Below are 20,889 nucleotides of genomic sequence, written 5' to 3'. Positions count from 1 at the left end.
ATTCTTCTCCATGACCGCTGGTGGCAAGGTGATCAGGAGTATCGAGTAGTGAACGCTCACGTAATCCCTGAGGATCTGCACCAGCCTCAGGACCGACTTGAAGCCGTTGTTCGTGATCAGGTAGTCGATCCCATCCAGCAGGACGACCGATGGTGCGATCAGGATGTACTTCTCGATAATGAGGGACAGCTTCTCGAGATCGCGCGGTCGGATGCATTCCTCTGTCGCGGTCGATGAGAGCCAGATGACCGGGATGTCCACATCGCCGAACCTCCTCTTCACTATGTCCGGGAAGACCCTTGTGATGCAGATGCCCCTCGTGCCCTCGCGGACAGAGTCCAGCATCAGATCGAAGGGCAGGTCCTTCAAGTCGCTTTTGATCATGTAGGTGTAGCTGAACCTGAGCGTGGGCAGCCCCTTGCGCGTCTTGATCTTCCCGCTCCTCGGGGCCTCCCTCATCACCTTCTTCGTGGACGGTATGGGCATGCCACATCTCCCGCACTCGTGCGCACCCACTAGTACGAGGCACTCACAAAGCGGGCAGAATCGGCTCTCTTCCTCGAACACAGGCTCTCTCGGTATCGTCATGATGACTCTGCCTCTTCCAGTGGAGACACATCTGGAAGTACGTCTAGCGTCATCACTTTCTACCTGGCTTGCGATAATAAATGTATTGCTCTAGATATTCGAATTGAGAATCAGAGGTCATCGGGTGGAATCTCCGCGGCAGACCAAACAATATATACGAACAAGTATTCTGGACGAGCAATACTGAAGGTGAGCTTGGATGGACCTTACTTTTGTCATTCCGATTGCGGGTCTGGCGGCACTGGCTTTCGCGGGCTATCTTGCATGGGACGTGCTCAGGCAGGACAGAGGGACAAGCGAGATGAAGAGCATCGCGGACGCCATCATGGAGGGTGCGAAGGCCTTCTTGAAGAGGCAGTACAGGACGATCGCCATTTTGGCGGTGATTTTCGCCGCCATATTCGCCATCGCCATCACGGCAAACGACCTGTTGGCGGGGAAGCCTGTGGAGGAGAGCGTTCAATCGGGCCTGATGACGGCGGGAGCCTTCGGCCTCGGCGCACTGTTCTCCGCCATCTCGGGGTACATCGGGATGCATATCGCCATAAGAACGAACTCGAGGACCGCGAACAGTGCCAGGACATCGCTCGCCGGAGCGGTCCGCACGGCCATGCGAGGTGGCGCCGTCTCCGGACTCACCATAGTCGCCATGAGCCTCTTGGGGGTCGCGATGCTCTACTACCTCTACAGCTGGATCTTGGGTGTCTCCCCCTCGAGCGCGGAAGCCCAGGGACAGCTCGTCCTCTCGATCGTGGGTTTCGGCTTCGGTGCGAGCCTCGTCGCGCTCTTCGCCCAGCTTGGCGGGGGGATCTTCACGAAGGCCGCCGACGTCGGTGCCGATCTCGTCGGGAAGGTCGAGGCAGGCATTCCAGAGGACGACCCGCGAAATCCAGCGGTCATCGCGGACCTCGTCGGTGACAACGTTGGCGACTGCGCGGGTAGAGGCGCGGACCTCTTCGAGTCTACTGCGGTGGAGAACATCGGTGCGATGATCTTGGGAGTCGCCCTGTTCCCCTATTTCGGCATAAACGGAGTCCTGTTCCCGTTCGTGGCAAGAGCGTTCGGTCTCTTCGCGACGATCGTTGGCGTGCTCGTGGTGAAGGGCAAGGAGGACTCGGACCCGATGAGGACGCTCAACATCGGTTACTGGGTGACGACCATTCTCGCCGCCGCGTTCTTCGCCTTTGCGGCTTGGGCGATGTTGCAGCCCACGGCGGGAGCTGGGGTCGTCAGCGACCTGACATGGTTCTACTTCTTCCTTTGCGGGACAATCGGGATGGTGACGTCGCTCGTCTATGTTTTCATCACTCAGTACTACACCGAGTCCAAGCACAGGCCCGTGAAGGCGATTGCAGAGGCCTCTCAAACGGGTCCCGCAACGAACCTCATCGAGGGGTTCAGCGTCGGCCTGGAGGCCACGGCCATTCCCGCTGTGGTCGTCTCGATTGCGATTCTCGCCTCCTTCTTCCTGGGAGACCTGACCGGCATCCCGGGCGGGGGATTCTACGGAACAGCCATCGCCACGATGGGCATGCTCGCGACCGCCGCTTACATCCTCGCCATGGACACCTTCGGGCCGATTGTCGACAATGCCGCGGGGATAATCGAGATGTCTGGGGGCGCCCCAGAGGCGAGGAAGAAGATGGACAGGCTCGATGCGGTGGGGAACACGACCAAGGCCCTCACGAAGGGGTACGCGGTGGGCAGCGCCGCTTTAGCGGCATTCCTGTTATTCAACGCCTATCTGGCGGAAGCTCATCTGGAGATGGTCGACCTTTCGAAGCCGGACGTCTTCGTCGGTGGTATCATAGGTGTCGTGATAGTCTTCCTTTTCACCGCGCTCGCGATTCGTGCCGTCGGAAAGGCGGCTTTCTACATCATAAACGACGTGAGGGAGCAGTTCAAGGAGGACCCAGGAATAATGGAGGGCACCTCCAAGCCCGACTACGCGAGGTCCGTGGACATATGCACGAAGGGTGCGCTCAAGCAGATGATAGCGCCTGGCATAGTCGCCGTCGTGGGTCCCGTGGCGGTAGGTTTGTTGCTAAAAGCGGAAGCGCTCGGGGCGACGCTCATGATCGGAACGATCGCGGGGATCATTCTTGCATTGGTTCTGAACACGAGCGGTGGTGCGTGGGACAACGCGAAGAAGTACATCGAGGCCGGCAAGTACGGTGGCAAGGGAACGGACACGCACAAGGCGGCCGTTGTCGGCGATACCGTCGGAGACCCCTTCAAGGACACCGCCGGGCCATCCCTGCACATCCTCGTCAAGCTCCTCAGCACGATAACGTTGGTGCTGGTGGCGTTGTTCGTGGTCGCGGTCGTGACACCAGTAGCAGTCTTCCCAGACGGGGATACTGTGGGCGCAAGTCCCACATTCACTTGGGAGGAAGTCCCCAACGCTGAGATCTACCAGCTTCAGATATCCAATGAGACAGAGTTCGTAGACCCGATCGTCGACCTTGAGACCTCTGAGACCAGCCATGCACTGACACAAACGTTGGCGGCAGGGGAATACCATTGGCGTGTGAGAGCATTCGATGGAAGCACGTGGAGTCCCTGGACAGATCCTCCGAAGGGTTTCACGGTGACCTGATGATATGCCCTGCGTGGCAAAGGGATATATAATGAGTGGACAATCGATATCAGACCCCAGAGGGCTTCTATGTATTACAAGGTGAGAAGGGAAGAGGTCGTAAGGATACCTCCCGACAGGCTCGGAGAGGACATAGATGAGCTTGCCCGAGAGCTTACGAGATCGACCTATGAGGGCAAGGTCGCCTCCGACAAGTCGTTCACCCTCCTAGCGACCAACGTCGAGAGGTTGGACGAGGGAAGGATCGTCCACGGTGACGGGGCCGTCTACCAGAAGGTCGCCTTCGACGCTGTCGTGCTCAGGCCCCTGCTCCAAGAGGTAGTCGACGGCGAGATCTGCGAGGTGATGAAGTTCGGCGCCTTCATTCGGTTCGGACCGCTCGACGGTCTTCTCCACATAAGCCAGGTGATGGATGACCGCGTTGACGTTGACGTGGATAACCAGCGGCTCGTGGGCAAGGACACGAAGAGGGACCTCAGGCGGGGAGACCGCGTCCGCGCCAGGATCGTTGCGGCCTCGATAAACGAGAGGAGCCCCAGGGAGAGCAAGATAGGCCTCACCATGAGGCAACCAGGTCTCGGCAAGTTCGAGTGGATCGAAGAGGACCGGAGGAAGGGGCCCGTCAAGGTCCAGAAGAAGAAGAAGAGAGGGAGAAGGAGATAGGTCATGGTTACAAAGAACCCGAAGTCCTGTAAGCACTGCAGTTACATCACGAAAGAGGACGTCTGTCCGCTCTGCGGGAAGGAGACCTCCAAGGAGTGGCAGGGTTACGTCATCATCGTCGATCACCAGAAGTCCGAGATAGCGAAGAAGATGAACATAAATGTCAACGGGAAGTTCGCTCTCCGAGTTCGCTAGGTTCGCGAAGGACCTGCGACTTCCTGATGAGCTCAGGGCCGAGGTGGGAAGCGCCATAGGCCCGATAGTCTCTTCTCAAGAACTCGTTAACGCTGTCGGGAGACCCGCCAAGCTCGTGGCCGTGGGAGATCTCTGCAGCGTGTCCGCGCTCACCCAGGGACTGCTTCCCGACGTAATCGTCGTTGACTTCAAGACGCGGAGGGGAGAGGAAGCGGAGATCAGGGAGTACTTCGATAGGCTTGACTGGAGACGCATGGAAGTGGACAATCCCGCCGGGGTGCTCACACGGTCCATGTGGGATGGGATTGCCGAAGCCTATAAATCCGAGGAGAGGGTAATGGTGGTGGTCCAGGGCGAGGAAGACCTGGCCACTATGCCCTGCATAGCAATCGCACCGCTCGGAACCGTCGTCCTCTACGGAATGCCCGGGAAGGGGGTCGTCGTCGTACGGGTGGACGAGGAAGCCAAGCGAAAGGTTAAAAGCGTACTACTGCAAATGGAGGAGGCCAATGGAAACTGAGCTGCTCAGCAGAAAAGAGAACCCGCTCTTTGAGAGGATCGAGGTCGAGTTCCGCACGAGGCATGCCAGTGAGCCGACTCCCACGCGGGACGCGCTCAGAGAGGAGATAGCCAAGATCGCCAAGGCGAAGAAGGACCTGGTCATCATCGACAGGATGAACTCTGACTTCGGCAGACCCGAGACCACTGGATATGCGAAGATCTACAAGAGCAAGGATAGGATTCTCTCCGTGGAGAGGAAGCACATCCTCATAAGGAACGGTCTCTTGAAGCCCGAGAAGGAGCCCGCGAAGAAGAAGCCAGAGCCCAGGAAAGCACCAGCCGAGGCCGAGAAGCGCGAGAAGGAAGCGCCAGCCGAGCCCAAGAAGAGGCCCAAGCAGGAAGCGCCAGCCGAGGCTGAGAAGAAGAAGAAGCCAGAGGCTGCTAAGACCAAGCCAGAAAAGGAGTCGAAGGAAGGATGAACTCGAAGAGGGACTGCTACGTGATTGAGGGAGACACCCTCAAGAGGACCCGGAGACACTGCCCCAAGTGCGGACCCGGTGTCTTTCTCGCTCAACACTCCGATCGCGAGTCCTGCGGGCGATGTGGCTATACAGAATTCAAGAAGAAGTCATAGCGGGCCTGTAGTGTAGACATCTTCCAAAAGAAGACTGCAATGGATATCACAGGGGCCTCCGGAGCCCCGAACTCGGGTTCAAAAGGCTTTGTGGCTGACCACTTGCTTGAAATTCCCGGCAGGCCCGTGCTACCCTTTTAGGACCGCGAGCGGGTCGAGAAACAGCTCGATCTCCTCGCGACCCGTTCCTGTGTCTATCATGTAGACGGTCGACCTTGTCAGCGTCTTGACGACCTCTGGTGAGAGCCCGTCGTCGTCGAGGACCTTGCGGAGCTCGCTGGACGTCTCCGTCTTCTTCTCCAGGTATCTGTCCCTCAGCCCGACGAGTTCACTGGAGACCTCGTACGTCCTTTTCCTGCCCCGCTTGTCGGAGCGCACCAATCCGGCCTCCTCGAGCCTCTTCAGACGATGCTGCACGGCCTGGTAGTACGTCTTGAGGGACGTGAAGATGCTCTTCAGGGAGAGCGGTCCTCTGCTCACAAGCAGGGAGACTATCTCCCGGCTCATCTCGTCCGACAGATGCGAAAGGGCGGGTACGTCCTCCCGCTCGATCCGTGCGGGGACGAAGAAGCATTTCCTGTTTCCGACGGGGACCGAGTCCAAGATACCCGCCTTCTGGAGCTCGGCGAGATGCCACTTGAGCGTCTGCGTCGGTATGTCGAGCTCCCTGGACAGCTGCCTGAGATGAGAGCAGGGTGACCGCAGCAGATGGACGAATATCCTCCTGCGCTTGGGGTTCATGAGGCGAGAGACCCCGGCCTCGCGCGGTTCCAGCTTCCTGATCAGGTCCTCCTGTCCGAAGGCCCGCCTGAGAGCTTTCCCGACACCTTCGCGCATTCCATCAGACCGCTAGCTTCCCGTTCTTCATCAATGTCTTGCCGTCGACCTCGACGGTGGGCCGCATCATCACGAAGTCCCAGTGCAGGGTGGCCTCGTTCTTTCCCCCGTAGCTCCTGTTCTCGCCCACCGCGATGTGGATCGTGCCCGTGATCTTCTCGTCCGTGATGGTGTAGCCGATCGCCTTCTTCACCTTCGGGTTGATACCGATCCCGAACTCGCCTATGCGGTCCTTGTGGCCCTGCGAGTTGGCGATGACCTCCTTGAGGAGCTTCTCGTTCTTCTTGGCCTTTATCCTGGACAGCTTGCCCTTCGTGAAGTCGACGTCGATTCCGGTGATCTTCTTCCCTCGATTGAAGGCGAGGTCGAAGACGGCCCTGCCGTTGGCGGACGTCTCCACAGGAGCGAGGAAGACCTCACCGCACGGAAGGTTGTTCCCGACATCCTTGTTCCTGATGTCCTGTGCGGAGATGACGCCGTCGTCGATCAGCGGCTTTCTTCCCGTTATCTTGAACGTGAGGTCGGTCCCCTTGTCCGAGGAGATGTGGACCTCCTTCTTGCCCCTCAGTGCCCTGGCGACCTTGTCTCCCCTCCTGTACATCGCGTCGTAGTTGACGTTCATGGCGGACCAGAACATGTCCCAGAACTCGCTGAATGGGATGTTGAACATCTTCGCCCTCTGCTTCGTGGGATAGCCGATGGCCGTCCATCTTATGCCGAGCTTGGTGAACTTGTCGTTCAGCTTCCGACCGGCCTGCCTGCTGATCCCCATCCTCTTCTCGGAGAGGGACGACAGTGCCGTGGGGTCCATGAACGGGTCTATGCCGATGTGGGCATCTATGTCGTCGATCCACTTCATGAAGTACTTCGGTTCCTTCTTGAGATACTTGATCGGTATGTCGGAGATCAGCCTCTTGTACATGCTGTCGGTGGTCACCCGCAGGAACGGCCACGCGCCCGCTTTCCTGATGTTCACGGTGACGGCCTCGAGGAGGTCCATGTTGTACATCCCGCCCGAGAGCATGACGACCTCGTTCTCCTTGATCCGCATGCACTTGTTCACTATCTTCCTTGCCAACGCCTCATAATTGACTTCGATCATGATATCGCCCGATGGACAATCCCAAATCTGCGATATAACGTTTAGTGGGAGAATGCGAGGGGCAGTGACGAGCGCCGGCTACTGCAGCCCGAGGACTTCCGTGTAGCCCTCCATGTCCATGAACCCGTGCCCGCTGATGTTGAAGGCGATGACCTTCTCCTCGTTCCTGCGCTTGCACTCGATAGCCTGGTCTATGGCGCATGCGACGCTGTAGGCGGACTCCGGTGCTGGGAGGAAACCCTCGCACTGGATGAACGTCCGCGCCTTGTCGAACACGTACTTCTCGTCTGCGGGATACGCGATCGTGTCGATGTAGCCGTGCTTTCTCAGCAGGCTTATGATCGGCGCCGCCGCATGGTACCTCAGCCCGTCCCCTATGATGGGCTTCATCTCCGTCTTGTGCCCCAGCGTGTACATCTTCAGCATGGGCGTGAGCTCTCCGTGGTCCGCGAAGTCGTACCTGTACTCGCCCTGGAGGTTAGGGGACACATCGCTCTGCGCCGCTATGAAATGTATCTTCTTGCCCTTGATCGCGTCGCCCAGGAACGGGATGGCGAAGCCGCCGAAGTTGCTCCCGCCACCGAGGCAGGATATCACCATGTCGGGGTACTCGTCCAGCTTCTCGAACTGCTTCTTTGTCTCCAGCCCGATGATTGTCTGATGCAGCAGGACGTGATTGAGAACCGAGCCCAGGCAGTATACCGCTTGCGGGTCGTCCAGTGCGTCCTCCATGCCCTCCGAGACCGCTATCCCGAGGGACCCGGGATGGTTACCGTTCTCCTTGAGCAGCTCCCTGCCGACCTTGGTGGAGTTGCTTGGCGATGCGCGCACGTCGCCGCCGTAGAGCCTCATAAAGTTCTTTCTTGCGACCTTCCAGTCGTGGACGGCTCTGACCCAGAATATCTTCGTCTCGAGGCCCGCCAGGCTCGCGGCATAGGCGAGCGCTGTCCCCCACTGGCCGGCACCGGTCTCCGTCGTCAGCCTCTCGAAGCCCGCCTTCTTTGCATAGTAGGCCTGGGCTAGGGCCGTGTTCACCTTGTGACTCCCGGTCGGGCTGTAGAACTCGGCCTTGTAGTAGAGCTTGGCGGGGGTCTTGAGCACCTGCTCGAGCCTCTTCGCCCTGAAGAGCTGTCTCGGCCTTCCGGCCTGTATGAAAAGGTCCATGATCTCGTCCGGGATGTCTATCCATCCGGCCTCGGAGAACTCCTGGCCAAGGCATTCATTGATCATCACCTTGGGGAGCATCTCCACCCTGGACTCGCCTTCCTCAGGGTCCTTGGGCTTCGGCAGCTCCTCCGGAAGGTCAGGGAGTATGTTGTACCATTTCCTTGGCATCTCGTCTTCTGTGAGGCTCACACCGCTTCGCTTAGAACTCATTTCTCCTCCCCCAGTATTTCAAAGGCTCTCTGATAATGGGCGCGGTCTTATTAGCGTTTCCCTACTCGGCGAACTTCTTCGTGAACTCGGCCTTCGCAAGGAGCATCTCCCAGTTCCTGTCGACGGTCTTTTGGATCACCTCGATCGTCTCGTCGTCGAGGTGCTTGAACCTTCCCTGCAGCTTGATGTAGTCGGTCACGGGCTTCCTCTTGGCGGGCTTCTTGGTCACCCTGTACACCCCATTCTCGACCTCGTACATCGGGAAGACCGTCGTCTGGAAGGCCAGCACACCGATCTGGATCGTCATCTCGGGCGAGTACCGCCAGCCCGTCGGGCAGGGCGAGAACACGTGGAAGAACTTCGTCCCGTCCATGTCCTTCGCCTTCTGGACCTTCCTCACGAAGTCTTCCGGGTATGCGACGGATGCGGTCGCTGCGTAGGGGATGTCGTGGGCTACCATTATCTCGACCATGTTCTTCTTGGGCCTCTTCTTGAAGTCGCCGGTCGTGCCCACTGGTGTCGTCGTCGTCCACGCGCCAAAGGGCGTCGCCCCGCTGCGCTGTATCCCAGTGTTCATGTAAGCCTCGTTGTCGTACATGACGTAGATGATGTTGTCGCCACGCTCCGCAGCTCCTGACAGGGCCTGGATCCCGATGTCTGCGGTCCCGCCGTCCCCGCCGAAGCCGACGACGTAGATGTCGTGGATGCCCTTCGCGTCCAGGGCCGCTCGGATCCCGCTCGCGGACGCAGCGGTTGTCTCGAAGGCCACGTCGAGCAAAGGCACTTTGAGAAAATTCCTCGGGTAGATGCCGGACATTATGGCGATGCAGCACGCGGGGATAGTGATCATCGTCCTCTTCCCCAGCGCCTTCAAGAGGTACCTCATCGCGAGCGTCCCGCCGCAGCCTAGGCAGCCGATGTGGCCGCTGTTCATGAGCTCTTCCTGGGGTATCGTGAGCTTCCCCACCTAGTTCACCTCCTTGCTACCGGAGGTCCGAAGGCCGAACCACTCGACCTCGCCGCCGTCCTCCTTTGTCAGAACCTTCTCGAGTATCTCCTCGATGTCCTTCGGCGGTATGTCCCTGCCGCCGATCCCGATCACGTAGTTCTTGACGTGCGGCTGCTCGGGAGCTTGGTAGAGTGCGCCGGCGGTCTCGGTGTAGAAGGCGCCCCCGTGACCGAACGTGTAGCTCCGGTCGAGAACGCCGATGGAGTCGACCTCCTTGGCGATCTGCCTTATCTCCTCGTAGGGGAACGGGCGGAAGACCCTGAGCCTGGCCAGGCCGACCTTCTTGCCCTTGTCCCTCATGTTGTCGATGGCAACCCTAGCTGTCGAGGACATGGTGCCTGCGGCGATTATCGCGGCGTCCGCATCTTCCATCCGGTACCGCTCGACGAGCCCGCCGTGCGACCGGCCGAACTTCTTCTCCCATTCCTCGTCGACTTCCTGTATCACCTTTCGGGAGTCTTCCATCGCCTTGGCGATTTTGAACCTGAACTCCATGTAGTGGTCCGGCGGCACGAGCGCGCAGAGCCCGACGGGATTATCGACATCGAGCTTGATCGGGGGATCGTAAGGAGGCAGGAAGTCATCGACGTCCTTCTGAGGGGGAACGTCGACGGGCTCGAACGTGTGCGAGAGGTAGAACGCGTCCTCCATGACCATCGCCGGGATCAGAATATCGTGGTTCTCGGCCACCTTGTACGCCTGGATGACCGTGTCCAGCACCTCCTGACTGCTCTGGCAGTAGAACTGCATCCAGCCCGTGTCCCGCTCAGCGATGCTGTCCTGGTAGTCCGCCCACACGCTCCATGGCGGGGCCATCGCCCTGTTGATGTTGCCCATGACGATCGGCAATCTGGAACCGGCCGCCCAGATGAGCATCTCGTGCATGAGCGCCAGGCCGTGCGCGGCGGTCGCGGTGTACGCTCTCGCGCCGGTGGCGGACGCGGCAATGCATGCGGCCATCGCGCTGTGCTCGCTCTCCACCTTGATGAACTGGGCCTTCATCTCCCCGCTCGCGACGAGGTCCGCCAGCTTCTCCACGACGGTCGTCTGCGGTGTTATCGGATAGGCGGCGACGACCTCCGCCCTCGCGAGCTTGGCACCGTAGGCCTGCGCTGAGTTCCCGGTCATGACATCCATCGGCATCCTTATTCCTCCTTGACCATCTCAATGCACTTCTTCGGACAGACCGCTTCGCAGATCCCGCAGCCCTTGCAGTGGTCGTAATCGATGAGAATGCTGCCCTCCTCGTCTATGTGGATAGCGACGTCCGGACAGAACTTCCAGCAGATGTAGCACTGATTGCACTCCTCCTGGTTCACGATCGGCTTGATCACTCGCCATACCCCGGTCTTGTTGACCGCGGAAGATTCGCTCATCAGAGGTATGTATGGTAAATCCTCGACACTTTTCGCCATGAGTATCACCTAGAACTGGACTTTTTCATAGGCCTCGAGGGCAGCGGCCGCATTCTCTTTGTGCTTAGCGGGAGCCATCTTGAGTATGCTCGCCTCTATCGACTTGATGTCGACCTCGCCCGAGGCCTTGGAGAACGCGCCGAGTATGGAGCTGTTGACGATGGGGGCGCTCTTGCTCCCCAGGCCGTGCGCGACGGCCACTTCCGTCGCATCGACGGTCGCGATCCTGAAGCTGTTACCCAGCTCGATATCCTCGGGCTTGCTCTCGCTGTTCAGGAGCACCATCCCGTTCTCCTTGAGGCCGTGCGTGACGTCGACGACGGCCACGAGCGAAGCGTCCAGGACGATGACGTAGTCGGGGTCCGTGATCTCAGACCTGTCCCAGATGGGCTTGTCGTCGATCTTCGTGTACGCCGTCACGGGCGCCCCCCTTCTCTCGACTCCGAAGAAGGGGAAGGACTGCACCCATTTCTCCTCCAAGAACGCCGCTGCGGCCAAGATGTTCGATGCGACAACAGAACCCTGGCCGCCCCTGCCATGGAACCTTATCTGAATCATAGAGTTCTATCATATCGTAAGGGGCGAAGGGTATATGTCATTTGCTTGCGGGCCTCCGGACACGTGGGATGGCCTCTTTCGAAATGATTTCATATGCACACGTCGATGGAGGCAGCGAGTGGAGGACAGAACGAAGGTGGAGCGATGATCAACGAAGTGCTGATCGTGGGGAATATCGTTTTCTGGATTCTCTTCGCCTACATGATTTGGAGATGGATGAGGATAGGTGAGCGGAAATGAGTGCTAGAATGGGGCAGTCAGAGGTCATCGACATACCGAGCATCGTGGAGACATGTTCAGAGAAGTGGTGCAACATGGACCTGAGTCAGGTGAACGATTCCCTCGTACGGCTAGGAGTCTTCGAAGGCAAGTTCCATTGGCATCATCATGACAACGAAGACGAGTTCTTCTATGTCGTATCCGGGAAACTGCTGCTGGATCTGCGGAGCGGCACGATCGAGTTAGGCCAGAATCAAGCATATACGGTGCCGAAAGGTGTCGAGCATCGAACAAGGGCCGACGAAAGGACGGTCGTACTGATGGTGGAATCCGATACTGTCAATCCAAAGGGAGACTAGGCACACGGATCGAGCGACCCCTTCACAGGATGGATTCTATCTCGCCGACCATTCTCGGCGCCTCGGCTTTCGGGTCCTTTGCCTGGTAGATCGACCTGCCGATGGTGACGTAGTCAGGCCGCTCAGACGAATCCGAGAGTGGGAACCCCGAAGAACATGTAGAGTATCTGGACCACGATGACCTCTGTCGATATAAGGAGTGCAGACGTGACCCAGAGGTTCCACTTGAGACGTATCCCGTGGATGCCCATGAAAAGCCCCAGGAAGGTCAGCACAGCGACGATCATCAGAATCGAGAAAACCGACCAAACACTCAGCAACATCTCACCCAAGAGGACCAGGGCGGCGAGCACCGAAGCAAGAGTTCCATAGAAACCGTAGGCTTCGGCAACGCCCTCAACCGTCCGCTTCTTGCTCCAGAACACGTGTTCCATGGAGTAAATCGCACCCGGAATCATGACGAAGAAGCCAACGATGCCCGCAATCCCGAAACCGCAGGCAACGGTCAAGCCAAGCCGTAGGTGAAGGTTCAGCGGAACCAGCAACCACCAAGGGGAGAACCCGACCAGGAACAGCACTATTCCAGAGACAAGCGTGATGCGATCTCTCTTGAACTGCTCTTCGTTCACATCCACAACCTGTGTAGTCCGAAGCTTTGGGCATATCATAAGCCTTTGCGTTGCCCGTTCCAGAATCTGGACCTCACCGAGGGCTTCGTCTCGAAGCGAACACGGTGGAGGACCTAACAGGTGCGCTCGAATAGCAGAAGTGACGTGAGATTGAGCAGGAATCCCCGAAGCGATTTCATCGATGGAGTAGGACCTATGCGGCGGCGTAGAAGAGAACCCAGAAGGAAACGAGAACAGTTGCGATTGCATACCCGTAGACGCTCAGCCACGTCTTCCAGCGCGTCCTCGAGACCCGTGACACGCTCCATATGATCAGAGGAATCCCAATCACCAGCTCAAAGCCTCCTACCGCAAAAAGCTCCTGTGCGATGACGAGGATACCAATCACGACAAAGAATAGACCAAGAGCCAAGGGCAAGGCCGAAACCACAGCGTCTTCAACATTCCATCCTCTAACCCTCTGAAGCAATCTCGTCGAGACTAGGAAAACCCCAAGAGCAGTCCACATGACAGCAACAAGGGCTTCCTGAATCGAAAGGGGCTCCACACTTTGCCACACGACGGCACCTGTGAGCACCAGAATGGACACTCCCACTCCTGCGAAGAGCGAAGGTCTAATGTCCCCGACTGGGTGGGCAGTCTCATAGCCGAAGATGAATGCCGCGAAACCTAGGATCAACCAGACGGGGGCATGAAACTGATTCAGAGGTAGAATGCCTGGCAGGAAAGCAATCGCTCCTCCGATCAATGAGACCGTCACGCCACCAGAGATGGCCAGCTCACCTCGGACTGCCTTGGGGATGGGTGTCGGGAGAAGTACAAGGGCGAAGAAGACGGCGAAGATCAAGAAGGAATACGCGTACAGCTCGGTCTCCAGGGTCCTAGTCAAGAACACCTTCACGGTGATAGCAAGGTATACTCCCAGAGAGGTTCCGAAGGCCCAGATCGCCATCCTCGACTGGCGAGTGTCTTCCCTGAGAGCTGAGAAGCCTGCCGCCAGAAGGGCAACGACGACACCTATGCCCCCCAGGAAGATGAAACAGAAGTAGTAAGTCGCCAAGAACTGAAACATGGCCATGGCTATCAATACGATCGCAGCCACGTAGACAGGTCCTGGACTCGAGGGTCGCACGCGCTCTGATGGTGGGTGAAAGACGCTTTGACTTGCCAGATGAACGTTGCTTGAGCAACTGGGACAGATAGTGTAGGTGTCTCTAATTTCCGACTCTGGCTGGACGAGGAAGTTGTATGTGCAACGAGGACATTGAACCTGCAACAAGGGGCTCGTGAAGATGGCACTCTCCGTCGTCTTCTGTCCTGTCAGGGTCTCCATGTTGAGAACGCCCCCTTCGTCCACCGAGACCAGAATATCCACGAGATAGTAGGTCTCTCCAAGGAGGTCGTCCAGCTCACTGATTCTGGCCTCGTGCATCTTTCCGTCGATGAAGACCTTCACAGTCTCACTCAGTAACCGCCCGCGAATCTCCTTGGCCTCTCCAAGGCCCTTCGCGGTCATGAAGTAGGTCTTCTTGCGGCGCATCTCGCCACTGATGTGGCTGAGCGATTCCTCGATGAGTCCTGAGTCAATCATCGAAGCAAGGACCATCGATACATGGCTTCTGGTTCCGGACACCACATCTGTTATCCCGGCCTGGGTCACCTCAGGGGGAACCTCACTGGAGTGTCTTTGTTTCGTGTAGTCCAGCAGGTGGATGAGAACGCGCTCCCTGACCGTGGCGCGAAACTTGTGGGGCTTCGACATCAGTCACCCTCCACTCTGGACACCAATCTCCTTATCCATATGTCCCCACTTTAATATTTTGGTTCGCAGCGGCCGCGCCCATGCCGAACAGCGGCTCATGATTAACTTCCGATGATTATCTCCACAGGAGGTGAGTACACGATCGCAGTCGGGTCATACATGTCAAAGGCGTTGATTCCCTGTAGAGTCACGGTCACGGGCTGTGTAGCGTCAAGCGTAAACTGGAACTCCTTGGGAGTATTCCTTTCCACATTCTCCAGATAGATGAGGGCACGCTGACAGGAGGTCTCGTGCATTCCAATTACCCCTAGTTGAAGCAGCCCCTCGAACTCACTGGTCTTGAGACACATCCCCGCAGGAGCCTTCAGTTCCACCAAGATCATCTTTGTCATGCCCCTCTCGCCGGTGTAGGTGACCTTGACGCTCCCGGTGATTGTCTCGCCCACGGTAGCCTGTGTCTTGTCGAGGATGACCTCCAGCTCTATCGGGGGAAGCAGCGGATCGATTGAGGGCTCCGGGATGTTCTCCCTCACGATCAGTTGGTAGAAGATCGTGCCACTGCCATACGATGCCAGATCCACCCTTGTTGTGGCAGAGAGGTTAGCTGTGATGTCGACGAGGAAGAGTCGGTCTTCATCGTCCTGTGTGAATATCGTCTCCGCCACCAGAGTACTGTTCACCCTGGCCTGGATATCGACGTTGCTGATGACACTGAAACCTCCCGCCAGAGACAATGCCTGGAAGGCAACCGCCGTATCATGCGTCGAGCCCCATCTACCAGTGTCACGATGGGTCAGCATGTAGTGCACACCTGCCATCGTATCTGAGTAGTATCCTCCATGCAGTGACAGTGCTATCACGGCGTACGAGGTCGTCTCGATGTAGTTACGACCATAATAGTAGTAGCCAGTCTCCTCGCCCGAGTACTGCCAGTACTTGGTCTCGTTCCCACCGTCCTGGGCAATCGAGACCAGGGTCCCCGCCAGTTCGTCCCTCAACGGACTGTCGCCGTCTGCCATCTCCAATGCGGTCAGAGCGAGCGCAAGAGTGAATGCACCATCGTCCATTCGAACGTTCCGTTCGATGTAGCCCACGGCTTTGTCCGTCCTGCTGTCGGGCTCATATCCACTGTACAACAGGGCCCGAAGCACATATGCCGTCGCTGCCACACGCTGACCTTTTAGCTCGGAGTTGATGGACCAGTGACCTACCTCAGGGAAGATGAAGGACCCGTCCGATTGCATCGTGCTAATCAGGTACTTATGCAGATCATCGGTTATGCGATCATCCAGTCCAAAGCCGGCTTCCTTCACGTCCTGGAAGGCGAACAAGGCCCATGCCGTAAGCCACATGTCGGGAGGAGGTTGTCGATACCAGGTGATCGCACGACCCGGCACAAATGGATCGGACCTCAGGAATCCGAGTTCGTATTGGATGCCTTTGATGATGGTCTCCTCGTATTTCGCCAGCTCCTCCGAGGACTTGCCACTCTCGAGCAGGTGCTTGTAGGCAGCCACATCGACTGAAAGCCTGGAAGTGGACTGCTCACCGCATCCTGTCACGAAAACGATGAAGTTCTCAGCACCGTCCAGGACAACGGACGTGAACCCACCCTGGAACTTGAGGTAGGCTGTCTCCGTTCCCGGATTTCGGTTCGGATTGAGATCGAACACCACGACATCGCTGTCATCGCCACTCAGTTCGCCACTGAACACGCGCTCGACCCACCGTCCTTTCGGTTCGACGGTCAGATTCCTGAGGACTGCATCGCTGACTCGGGCGTTCCCCGCCGTGATGAGGATGGGATGGACACCGAACTCTTCGGCTCTAATCGTAAAATGGACGCTCTCCACAGAATTGGCAGCGATGTCAAGGAAACGGTTGCCTCCGTCCAGAATGGAGAACCAGGAATCGTTGCCCAGTGTCACGAGTACCTGGTTGTCCTCATCCAAGTAGTTGTACACCGCCACCCGCAGCGGGAATTCGTCTCCCACTACCGCCGCCAACGGCATATCGGGCTCAACGAAGAACTCCTGGAAGACCGTGATGTTCGCCGAGGTTGTTCCGAACTTGGCGTCTTTGGTAGAGGCCATCACCCCAACCTCCCACGACGTGATTGAATCTGGAGTCATGAGAGAGACTGACGCCTGTCCGGTCTCATCGGTCACAAGGGTTGGGTTCCAATACCAGGTTTCGGGGAAGAAGTGTCTGACTCTTGTTGGTTGGCGAATCAGGAACGCGTCAAGGTTCGCGTCCGAGTCGCCGGACTCGTCAAGGTCTATTCCCAGACCTGCCCAGCCCGATTGATCCCACGCAGTACTATCTCTGCCTGAGCCTCCGCCCACAGTTGGGGAAGTGCCCGTTCCAACTAGGCCACTCACCATCGAGTTGAGGGTGATAGCGAGGGTCACTGTGATGATGACCATGAGTAGGGTGGCTATAACAGGGGATCGGGACTCCCGATACTTCACTGCCACGAATATCAAGCCCATATAGCCTGCCGCCAACCCCATGAAGAAGCCTGACCACAGTACTGCAATACCGGATTCCTTCAACTCCTCTGCTCTGTCAGCATGATACGCGTAGGTGGAGATCATGATCGCTTCGCTCTCGCTTGACTCCTCGACAACGGGCGGAGCCAGCGTTGTCACGACACGAGCGTCGTTGTAGAGGTAGTCTATGATTTCCTCTTCAGGACTACTCCCTTCGAGTCCACGGAAGACCTCCTCCAATTCATCCGGAAGGCCGCTCACCTCGAACACGGCCTTGTCCACGATGGACACGCCGAGAGCGGAGACGACAGGTTGAGGACCGTCGGTCACTGTGAAGGATATCGTGACGGGTTCGTGAGGAGCATACTGGATCTTATCTGTGGTAACTGAAATCGAAAGATCGCTGAGAGTGCCGACGGACAGTATTAGAACGTCCTCGAAGATGTGCAGGTCCGTTCCAACCTTGTAAACCTTCACGCGGATCTGAGGGATCATGTCCTGCCGGATTGGGAGACTGAGCGAACCTTGGCCGGAATGGAGCTCCAGCCTTCCGGTGGAAACGATGAAACCACGGGAAGAAATCTCGTAGTAGGCCCAGGGAGTCGACGAAGGACCCTCGTAGAATACATCGAACACCGCAACGTTTCCCGCGTCATACCTCGGCCTATCCGAGACCACCTTCACGCCCTCACCGCCCGATTGATAGACGTATACCCAGGAGGAGTAGGAATCCTTCGTCACGGTCACTTTCATCGCGCCCTCATATCTGAATTCGAAGGACAGGGATGCCACTCCTCTCTCATCGGTTCTCGTGTTGATTGTCGGTCCGCCAGGGGGAGCATAGGACACCAGAGCGTCGGCGACAGGCGACCCATCAGGGAATCGGGCAATCACATGGTGGACGGATCTGGCTCCGAGCACATTCGAATCCTGCACCACGCTGAGAAGGATGGGGTATTCTGCGATAGGCAGCCTGAAGGTCTTCCTCTCGGTCTGACCAGCCTGGTCGACCGCTGTCACATTGAGCTCGAAATAGCCCTTTGGATCATCTGGAATTGAATCCCAATCAGGGACGATGGCGAACGGGGCCTTGCCGAAGAGCAGAACACGCGTTGCCGATCCGACCGACGTATAGCCTTCATCCGCATGGAAGAGATCCAGCGTGACCTCGCCTGCCACATATTTGCCGAAGAAGTACTCGGCGGAGACTTCGCCAATGATACGTTCCCTGACCGCATACCAGCCCTGGACTCCGGAAAGCGATATCTGGAACTTCGGGAGGACATAATGCTGCACGGCGAAGGCGGTACTCACAACAGATCCCGCTACATCTGCTTCCAGGCGATAGACGCCGAGCGGGAGGATGTGCCCCAGCGGGTAGTCGAAGCTCGTGATCCCGAATCCATTGGGCTCCAGCACCTTCCGGAATATCCTATCGTCGTCGGGGGAGAAGACACTGAGAACCACTTCCCTCGTGGATACCGCTGAAGCCTCTCCCTCGAATGTGAGAGTCCTGATATGAACTGTCTGGCCTGGCTGGTAGACAGGCTTATCGGTCGACATATAGGTGCGAACGCTGGATGTGAGCTGGATGGTCCGAGTGACGACCTCGCCACCCGAAGAGATGACGAGTCTGCCCTCAGTTTCGCCTGTCGGGGCAAAGAGGGCGGGAAGATCCATGCCATCCGGACCAGTGCGACCTCTGTGCAGCAGTTGTGCACCCTCGGATGTCACGAGTTCTATCCTCACTTCCTGGTCGGCCTTGGGGGTGCCATCGGGAGTAGTCGCAAGGACCAGCGCCGTCGTCGAGATATCAGTGTAGAGCCGGTCCGGAACGTAGACGGTCAGATTGTCACGCCCCGCCAAATACGCCTGATCCAAGTGAAGAGCCGCGACTGACGATCCCAAGACGATAGTGACAACCGCGAAGAAGACGAACTCAAGCGTCCTTCTTCGTCTCTGGGCACGCAATGCAGCTCTCCGGATTCTTTTCGACATGAGCTTCCACCAATTGAGAAAAGCCAACAGGATGCTCAAATACCCTCTTGTTACATGTAAGTGAAATCTAGCTCCGAGTTGGTCTTCCCTTCCCGGGCACGGTTCGGTCAGAAGGCTAGAAGCATGTTCAGGGCGAAGCCGATTGTCGCCATCCCGCCAGAGGCCGCCAACACCTTTCCGCAGTACTTGACCTTGGGCGCCTATGTCGTTCCGGAACCCGCATTCGCCACGTACCAGAGCAGGATACCAAACCACATCGCCGCCTGCCCGAAGCCCGCGAGGGTCTGCGAGTAGAGCCCCATTACCACTCCTGTGAAACCCGAGATGACAAGCACTAATCGCCGATTCGATCTTTGAATCGCAACCTCCCCATTTGAGCCAAGCGGAAGAGAATACTCAATCATAACCGAGTGAGCGAAGGGACGGCCTAGACGCTCACACCACCGCGGCTATCTCCTCCACTAGGCCCTCTGCAATCGCTCGCGGATTCTCCGCCTGGTAGATGGACCTCCCGACGATCACGTAGTCCGCCCCCGCCGCAATCGTGTCCGAGGCGGAGCCACCCTGAGTACCAACGCCTGGGCACAGTATCAGGAGCGAGCCGACGATCTCTCGAAGCTCCTTCACCCGCTCAGGACGTGTGGCGGGAGCTATTATCCCGCTCGCGCCGGCCTCGACCGCCAAGCGGGCCAACCTGTCCGCCACGGGTTGTGTGAACTCCTTCCCGCCGGGATGACTTGCCTCTGCCAGGACGAAGACGTCACCATCCGCCGCGTCGACGCATGCCCGCACCGAATCTGTACCCATGAAGCCATGCACGATGACGCCGCTCGCGCCCCGCCTGAAAACCTCCTCCACGATGAGCCTGTTCGTGTTGGGTATGTCCGCCACCTTGAAGTCGCAGATGACGTCCGCGCTCCCGGAGATCTCCTCCACGAGCTCCATCCCCAGCGGGAGCACTGCTGGATAGCCCACCTTCACGGCGTCAACGTGGTCCGCAACCTCCGAAACGACCCGCATCGCCTCCTGCCTGTCCGTAACGTCCAGTGCCAGGATGAGCCTCGTTCTCTTCTTCATCGGTAGGGGAACGACCCAGGAATAGAAATAGTTACTGAGAATCGCCCCAATAGGTTTATGTGCAACGTAGAATTATTGTTTGAGGCCAATAAAGGCGGTATTGCTGTGAGGGAAGAAACGCTCAAGGCAAAGATCTGTCTGGTCGGCGAGGCGGCGGTAGGGAAGACCAGCCTCATTCGGAGATACGTCAAGGACCAGTTCGAGGACAAGTACATCACGACGCTGGGCGCGAAGGTCTCCAAGAAGGAGATGAGCTTCGAGATGCCCGAATCGGACATGAACGTCCACCTCATCATGGTCATCTGGGACATCATGGGCGAGAAGAGCTTCAGGGACCTCACGAAGGAGGCCTTCTTCCACGGGACGAAGGGCATCCTGGCCGTCTGCGACCTCACGAGGTACAACACCCTGAGGGAGCTGGACGACTGGATCGAATCCGTCTTCGGCGTCGTCGGAGAGATCCCCGTGATCTACGCCGTCAACAAAGTGGACCTGAAGGACGAGATCATGGTCATGTACGGCGAGACCGAGCTCGACCAGTCCACCAGGGCATTCAACGCCGAGTACCTCTACACCAGCGCGAAGACGGGGGAGAACGTGGAGGCCACGTTCGAGAAGCTCGGCGAGCGCATCTTGAAGGGTCAGCTTGAACCGCGAGAACCGTCTCGATAGGGTTATATAGGCTGTGCCCGATTTTTGCAGGGTCTGGTACCGTCCGGCTCGAGGGAATGTGCATGGTTGAGACTAGAAGGTTGAAGTCAAAGGTCTGTCTCGTTGGGGAGAAGGCCGTCGGGAAGACGAGCCTGATCAGGAGATTCGTTGTGAACGAGTTCGACGACAAGTACATAACCACGATAGGGACGAAGGTCTCCAAG

Annotated in this window: 22 protein-coding genes and 1 tRNA gene; 11 read left to right on the top strand and 12 right to left on the bottom strand. The window is 57.8% G+C overall.

Going from position 1 to position 20,889, the window contains the following annotated elements:
- Positions 1-588, bottom strand: a 588-nt coding sequence (locus tag LN415_07620; protein MCJ2556955.1) for a DUF835 domain-containing protein, incomplete at its 3' end; no start/stop codon positions are given.
- A 199-nt stretch (positions 589-787) separates the two neighbouring features.
- On the opposite strand from LN415_07620, the gene LN415_07615 reads away from it, so the two are divergent.
- The 7 genes from LN415_07615 to LN415_07585 all read left to right on the top strand — a co-directional run bounded on the left by LN415_07615 (position 788) and on the right by LN415_07585 (position 5,307).
- Complete coding sequence (locus LN415_07615; protein ID MCJ2556954.1) at positions 788-3,187, top strand: sodium-translocating pyrophosphatase; 2,400 nt, start codon at positions 788-790, stop codon at positions 3,185-3,187.
- 69 nt (positions 3,188-3,256) lie between these two features.
- The gene (locus LN415_07610) at positions 3,257-3,850 is read left to right on the top strand and encodes a DNA-directed RNA polymerase (protein ID MCJ2556953.1); all 594 of its coding nucleotides are present in this window, start codon (positions 3,257-3,259) and stop codon (positions 3,848-3,850) included.
- 3 nt (positions 3,851-3,853) lie between these two features.
- Positions 3,854-4,045, top strand: coding sequence for a DNA-directed RNA polymerase, subunit E'' (locus LN415_07605; protein MCJ2556952.1), 192 nt, complete (start codon positions 3,854-3,856; stop codon positions 4,043-4,045).
- Positions 4,011-4,565 (top strand): DUF359 domain-containing protein, encoded by a 555-nt coding sequence (locus tag LN415_07600; protein MCJ2556951.1) that lies wholly within the window; start codon positions 4,011-4,013, stop codon positions 4,563-4,565. The genes LN415_07605 and LN415_07600 overlap by 35 nt, the downstream gene beginning before the upstream one ends.
- Positions 4,555-5,025 (top strand): 30S ribosomal protein S24e, encoded by a 471-nt coding sequence (gene rps24e, locus LN415_07595; GenBank protein ID MCJ2556950.1) that lies wholly within the window; start codon positions 4,555-4,557, stop codon positions 5,023-5,025. The genes LN415_07600 and rps24e overlap by 11 nt, the downstream gene beginning before the upstream one ends.
- A complete protein-coding gene (locus LN415_07590; protein ID MCJ2556949.1) occupies positions 5,022-5,180 on the top strand; it encodes a 30S ribosomal protein S27ae in 159 nt (52 codons plus the stop codon). The genes rps24e and LN415_07590 overlap by 4 nt, the downstream gene beginning before the upstream one ends.
- A gap of 1 nt (position 5,181) precedes the next feature.
- Positions 5,182-5,307 (top strand) — tRNA-Arg (locus tag LN415_07585).
- A gap of 2 nt (positions 5,308-5,309) precedes the next feature.
- On the opposite strand, the gene LN415_07580 is transcribed toward LN415_07585, so the two are convergent.
- The 7 genes from LN415_07580 to LN415_07550 form a co-directional block, all read right to left on the bottom strand.
- Positions 5,310-6,017 (bottom strand): helix-turn-helix domain-containing protein, encoded by a 708-nt coding sequence (locus LN415_07580; protein ID MCJ2556948.1) that lies wholly within the window; start codon positions 6,015-6,017, stop codon positions 5,310-5,312.
- 4 nt (positions 6,018-6,021) lie between these two features.
- Positions 6,022-7,119, bottom strand: coding sequence for an aminopeptidase (locus LN415_07575; protein ID MCJ2556947.1), 1,098 nt, complete (start codon positions 7,117-7,119; stop codon positions 6,022-6,024).
- A 78-nt stretch (positions 7,120-7,197) separates the two neighbouring features.
- Complete coding sequence (locus LN415_07570; GenBank protein MCJ2556946.1) at positions 7,198-8,496, bottom strand: TrpB-like pyridoxal phosphate-dependent enzyme; 1,299 nt, start codon at positions 8,494-8,496, stop codon at positions 7,198-7,200.
- A gap of 61 nt (positions 8,497-8,557) precedes the next feature.
- Positions 8,558-9,463, bottom strand: a complete 906-nt coding sequence (locus tag LN415_07565) for a pyruvate synthase subunit beta (protein MCJ2556945.1) — start codon at positions 9,461-9,463, stop codon at positions 8,558-8,560.
- The gene (gene porA / locus LN415_07560; GenBank protein MCJ2556944.1) at positions 9,464-10,648 is read right to left on the bottom strand and encodes a pyruvate ferredoxin oxidoreductase; all 1,185 of its coding nucleotides are present in this window, start codon (positions 10,646-10,648) and stop codon (positions 9,464-9,466) included. It abuts the gene before it with no gap.
- Positions 10,649-10,650: 2 nt separating this feature from the next.
- Positions 10,651-10,920: a 4Fe-4S binding protein gene (locus tag LN415_07555; protein ID MCJ2556943.1), complete on the bottom strand. Its 270-nt coding sequence runs from the start codon at positions 10,918-10,920 to the stop codon at positions 10,651-10,653.
- A 9-nt stretch (positions 10,921-10,929) separates the two neighbouring features.
- Positions 10,930-11,478, bottom strand: coding sequence for a 2-oxoacid:acceptor oxidoreductase family protein (locus LN415_07550; GenBank protein ID MCJ2556942.1), 549 nt, complete (start codon positions 11,476-11,478; stop codon positions 10,930-10,932).
- A gap of 236 nt (positions 11,479-11,714) precedes the next feature.
- Here LN415_07550 and LN415_07545 point away from each other — a divergent pair, with 236 nt between their 5' ends.
- The gene (locus LN415_07545; GenBank protein MCJ2556941.1) at positions 11,715-12,056 is read left to right on the top strand and encodes a cupin domain-containing protein; all 342 of its coding nucleotides are present in this window, start codon (positions 11,715-11,717) and stop codon (positions 12,054-12,056) included.
- Between the two features lie 122 nt (positions 12,057-12,178).
- Here the strand turns inward: LN415_07545 and LN415_07540 are convergent, their stop codons facing one another.
- The 3 genes from LN415_07540 to LN415_07530 form a co-directional block, all read right to left on the bottom strand.
- Positions 12,179-12,685 (bottom strand): hypothetical protein, encoded by a 507-nt coding sequence (locus LN415_07540; GenBank protein ID MCJ2556940.1) that lies wholly within the window; start codon positions 12,683-12,685, stop codon positions 12,179-12,181.
- A gap of 193 nt (positions 12,686-12,878) precedes the next feature.
- Complete coding sequence (locus tag LN415_07535) at positions 12,879-14,447, bottom strand: MarR family winged helix-turn-helix transcriptional regulator (GenBank protein MCJ2556939.1); 1,569 nt, start codon at positions 14,445-14,447, stop codon at positions 12,879-12,881.
- Between the two features lie 101 nt (positions 14,448-14,548).
- Positions 14,549-18,937, bottom strand: coding sequence for a hypothetical protein (locus LN415_07530; GenBank protein ID MCJ2556938.1), 4,389 nt, complete (start codon positions 18,935-18,937; stop codon positions 14,549-14,551).
- A 123-nt stretch (positions 18,938-19,060) separates the two neighbouring features.
- Here LN415_07530 and LN415_07525 point away from each other — a divergent pair, with 123 nt between their 5' ends.
- Entirely contained in the window at positions 19,061-19,231 is a 171-nt protein-coding gene (locus tag LN415_07525; GenBank protein ID MCJ2556937.1) for a hypothetical protein, read from the top strand.
- Positions 19,232-19,372: 141 nt separating this feature from the next.
- On the opposite strand, the gene pyrF is transcribed toward LN415_07525, so the two are convergent.
- On the bottom strand, positions 19,373-20,014 hold the full coding sequence (gene pyrF / locus LN415_07520; protein MCJ2556936.1) for an orotidine-5'-phosphate decarboxylase: 642 nt from the start codon (positions 20,012-20,014) through the stop codon (positions 19,373-19,375).
- 105 nt (positions 20,015-20,119) lie between these two features.
- Between pyrF and LN415_07515 the strand changes: the two genes are divergently transcribed.
- Both LN415_07515 and LN415_07510 read left to right on the top strand, forming a co-directional pair.
- Positions 20,120-20,686, top strand: a complete 567-nt coding sequence (locus LN415_07515) for a GTP-binding protein (protein ID MCJ2556935.1) — start codon at positions 20,120-20,122, stop codon at positions 20,684-20,686.
- A 62-nt stretch (positions 20,687-20,748) separates the two neighbouring features.
- The coding region (locus LN415_07510; protein MCJ2556934.1) for a GTP-binding protein at positions 20,749-20,889 on the top strand (141 nt) is incomplete at its 3' end.

It is taken from the genome of Candidatus Thermoplasmatota archaeon, assembly GCA_022848865.1.
Classification (GTDB): domain Archaea; phylum Thermoplasmatota; class Thermoplasmata; order RBG-16-68-12; family JAGMCJ01; genus JAGMCJ01.
This window is presented reverse-complemented; position numbering and strand designations above follow the sequence as displayed.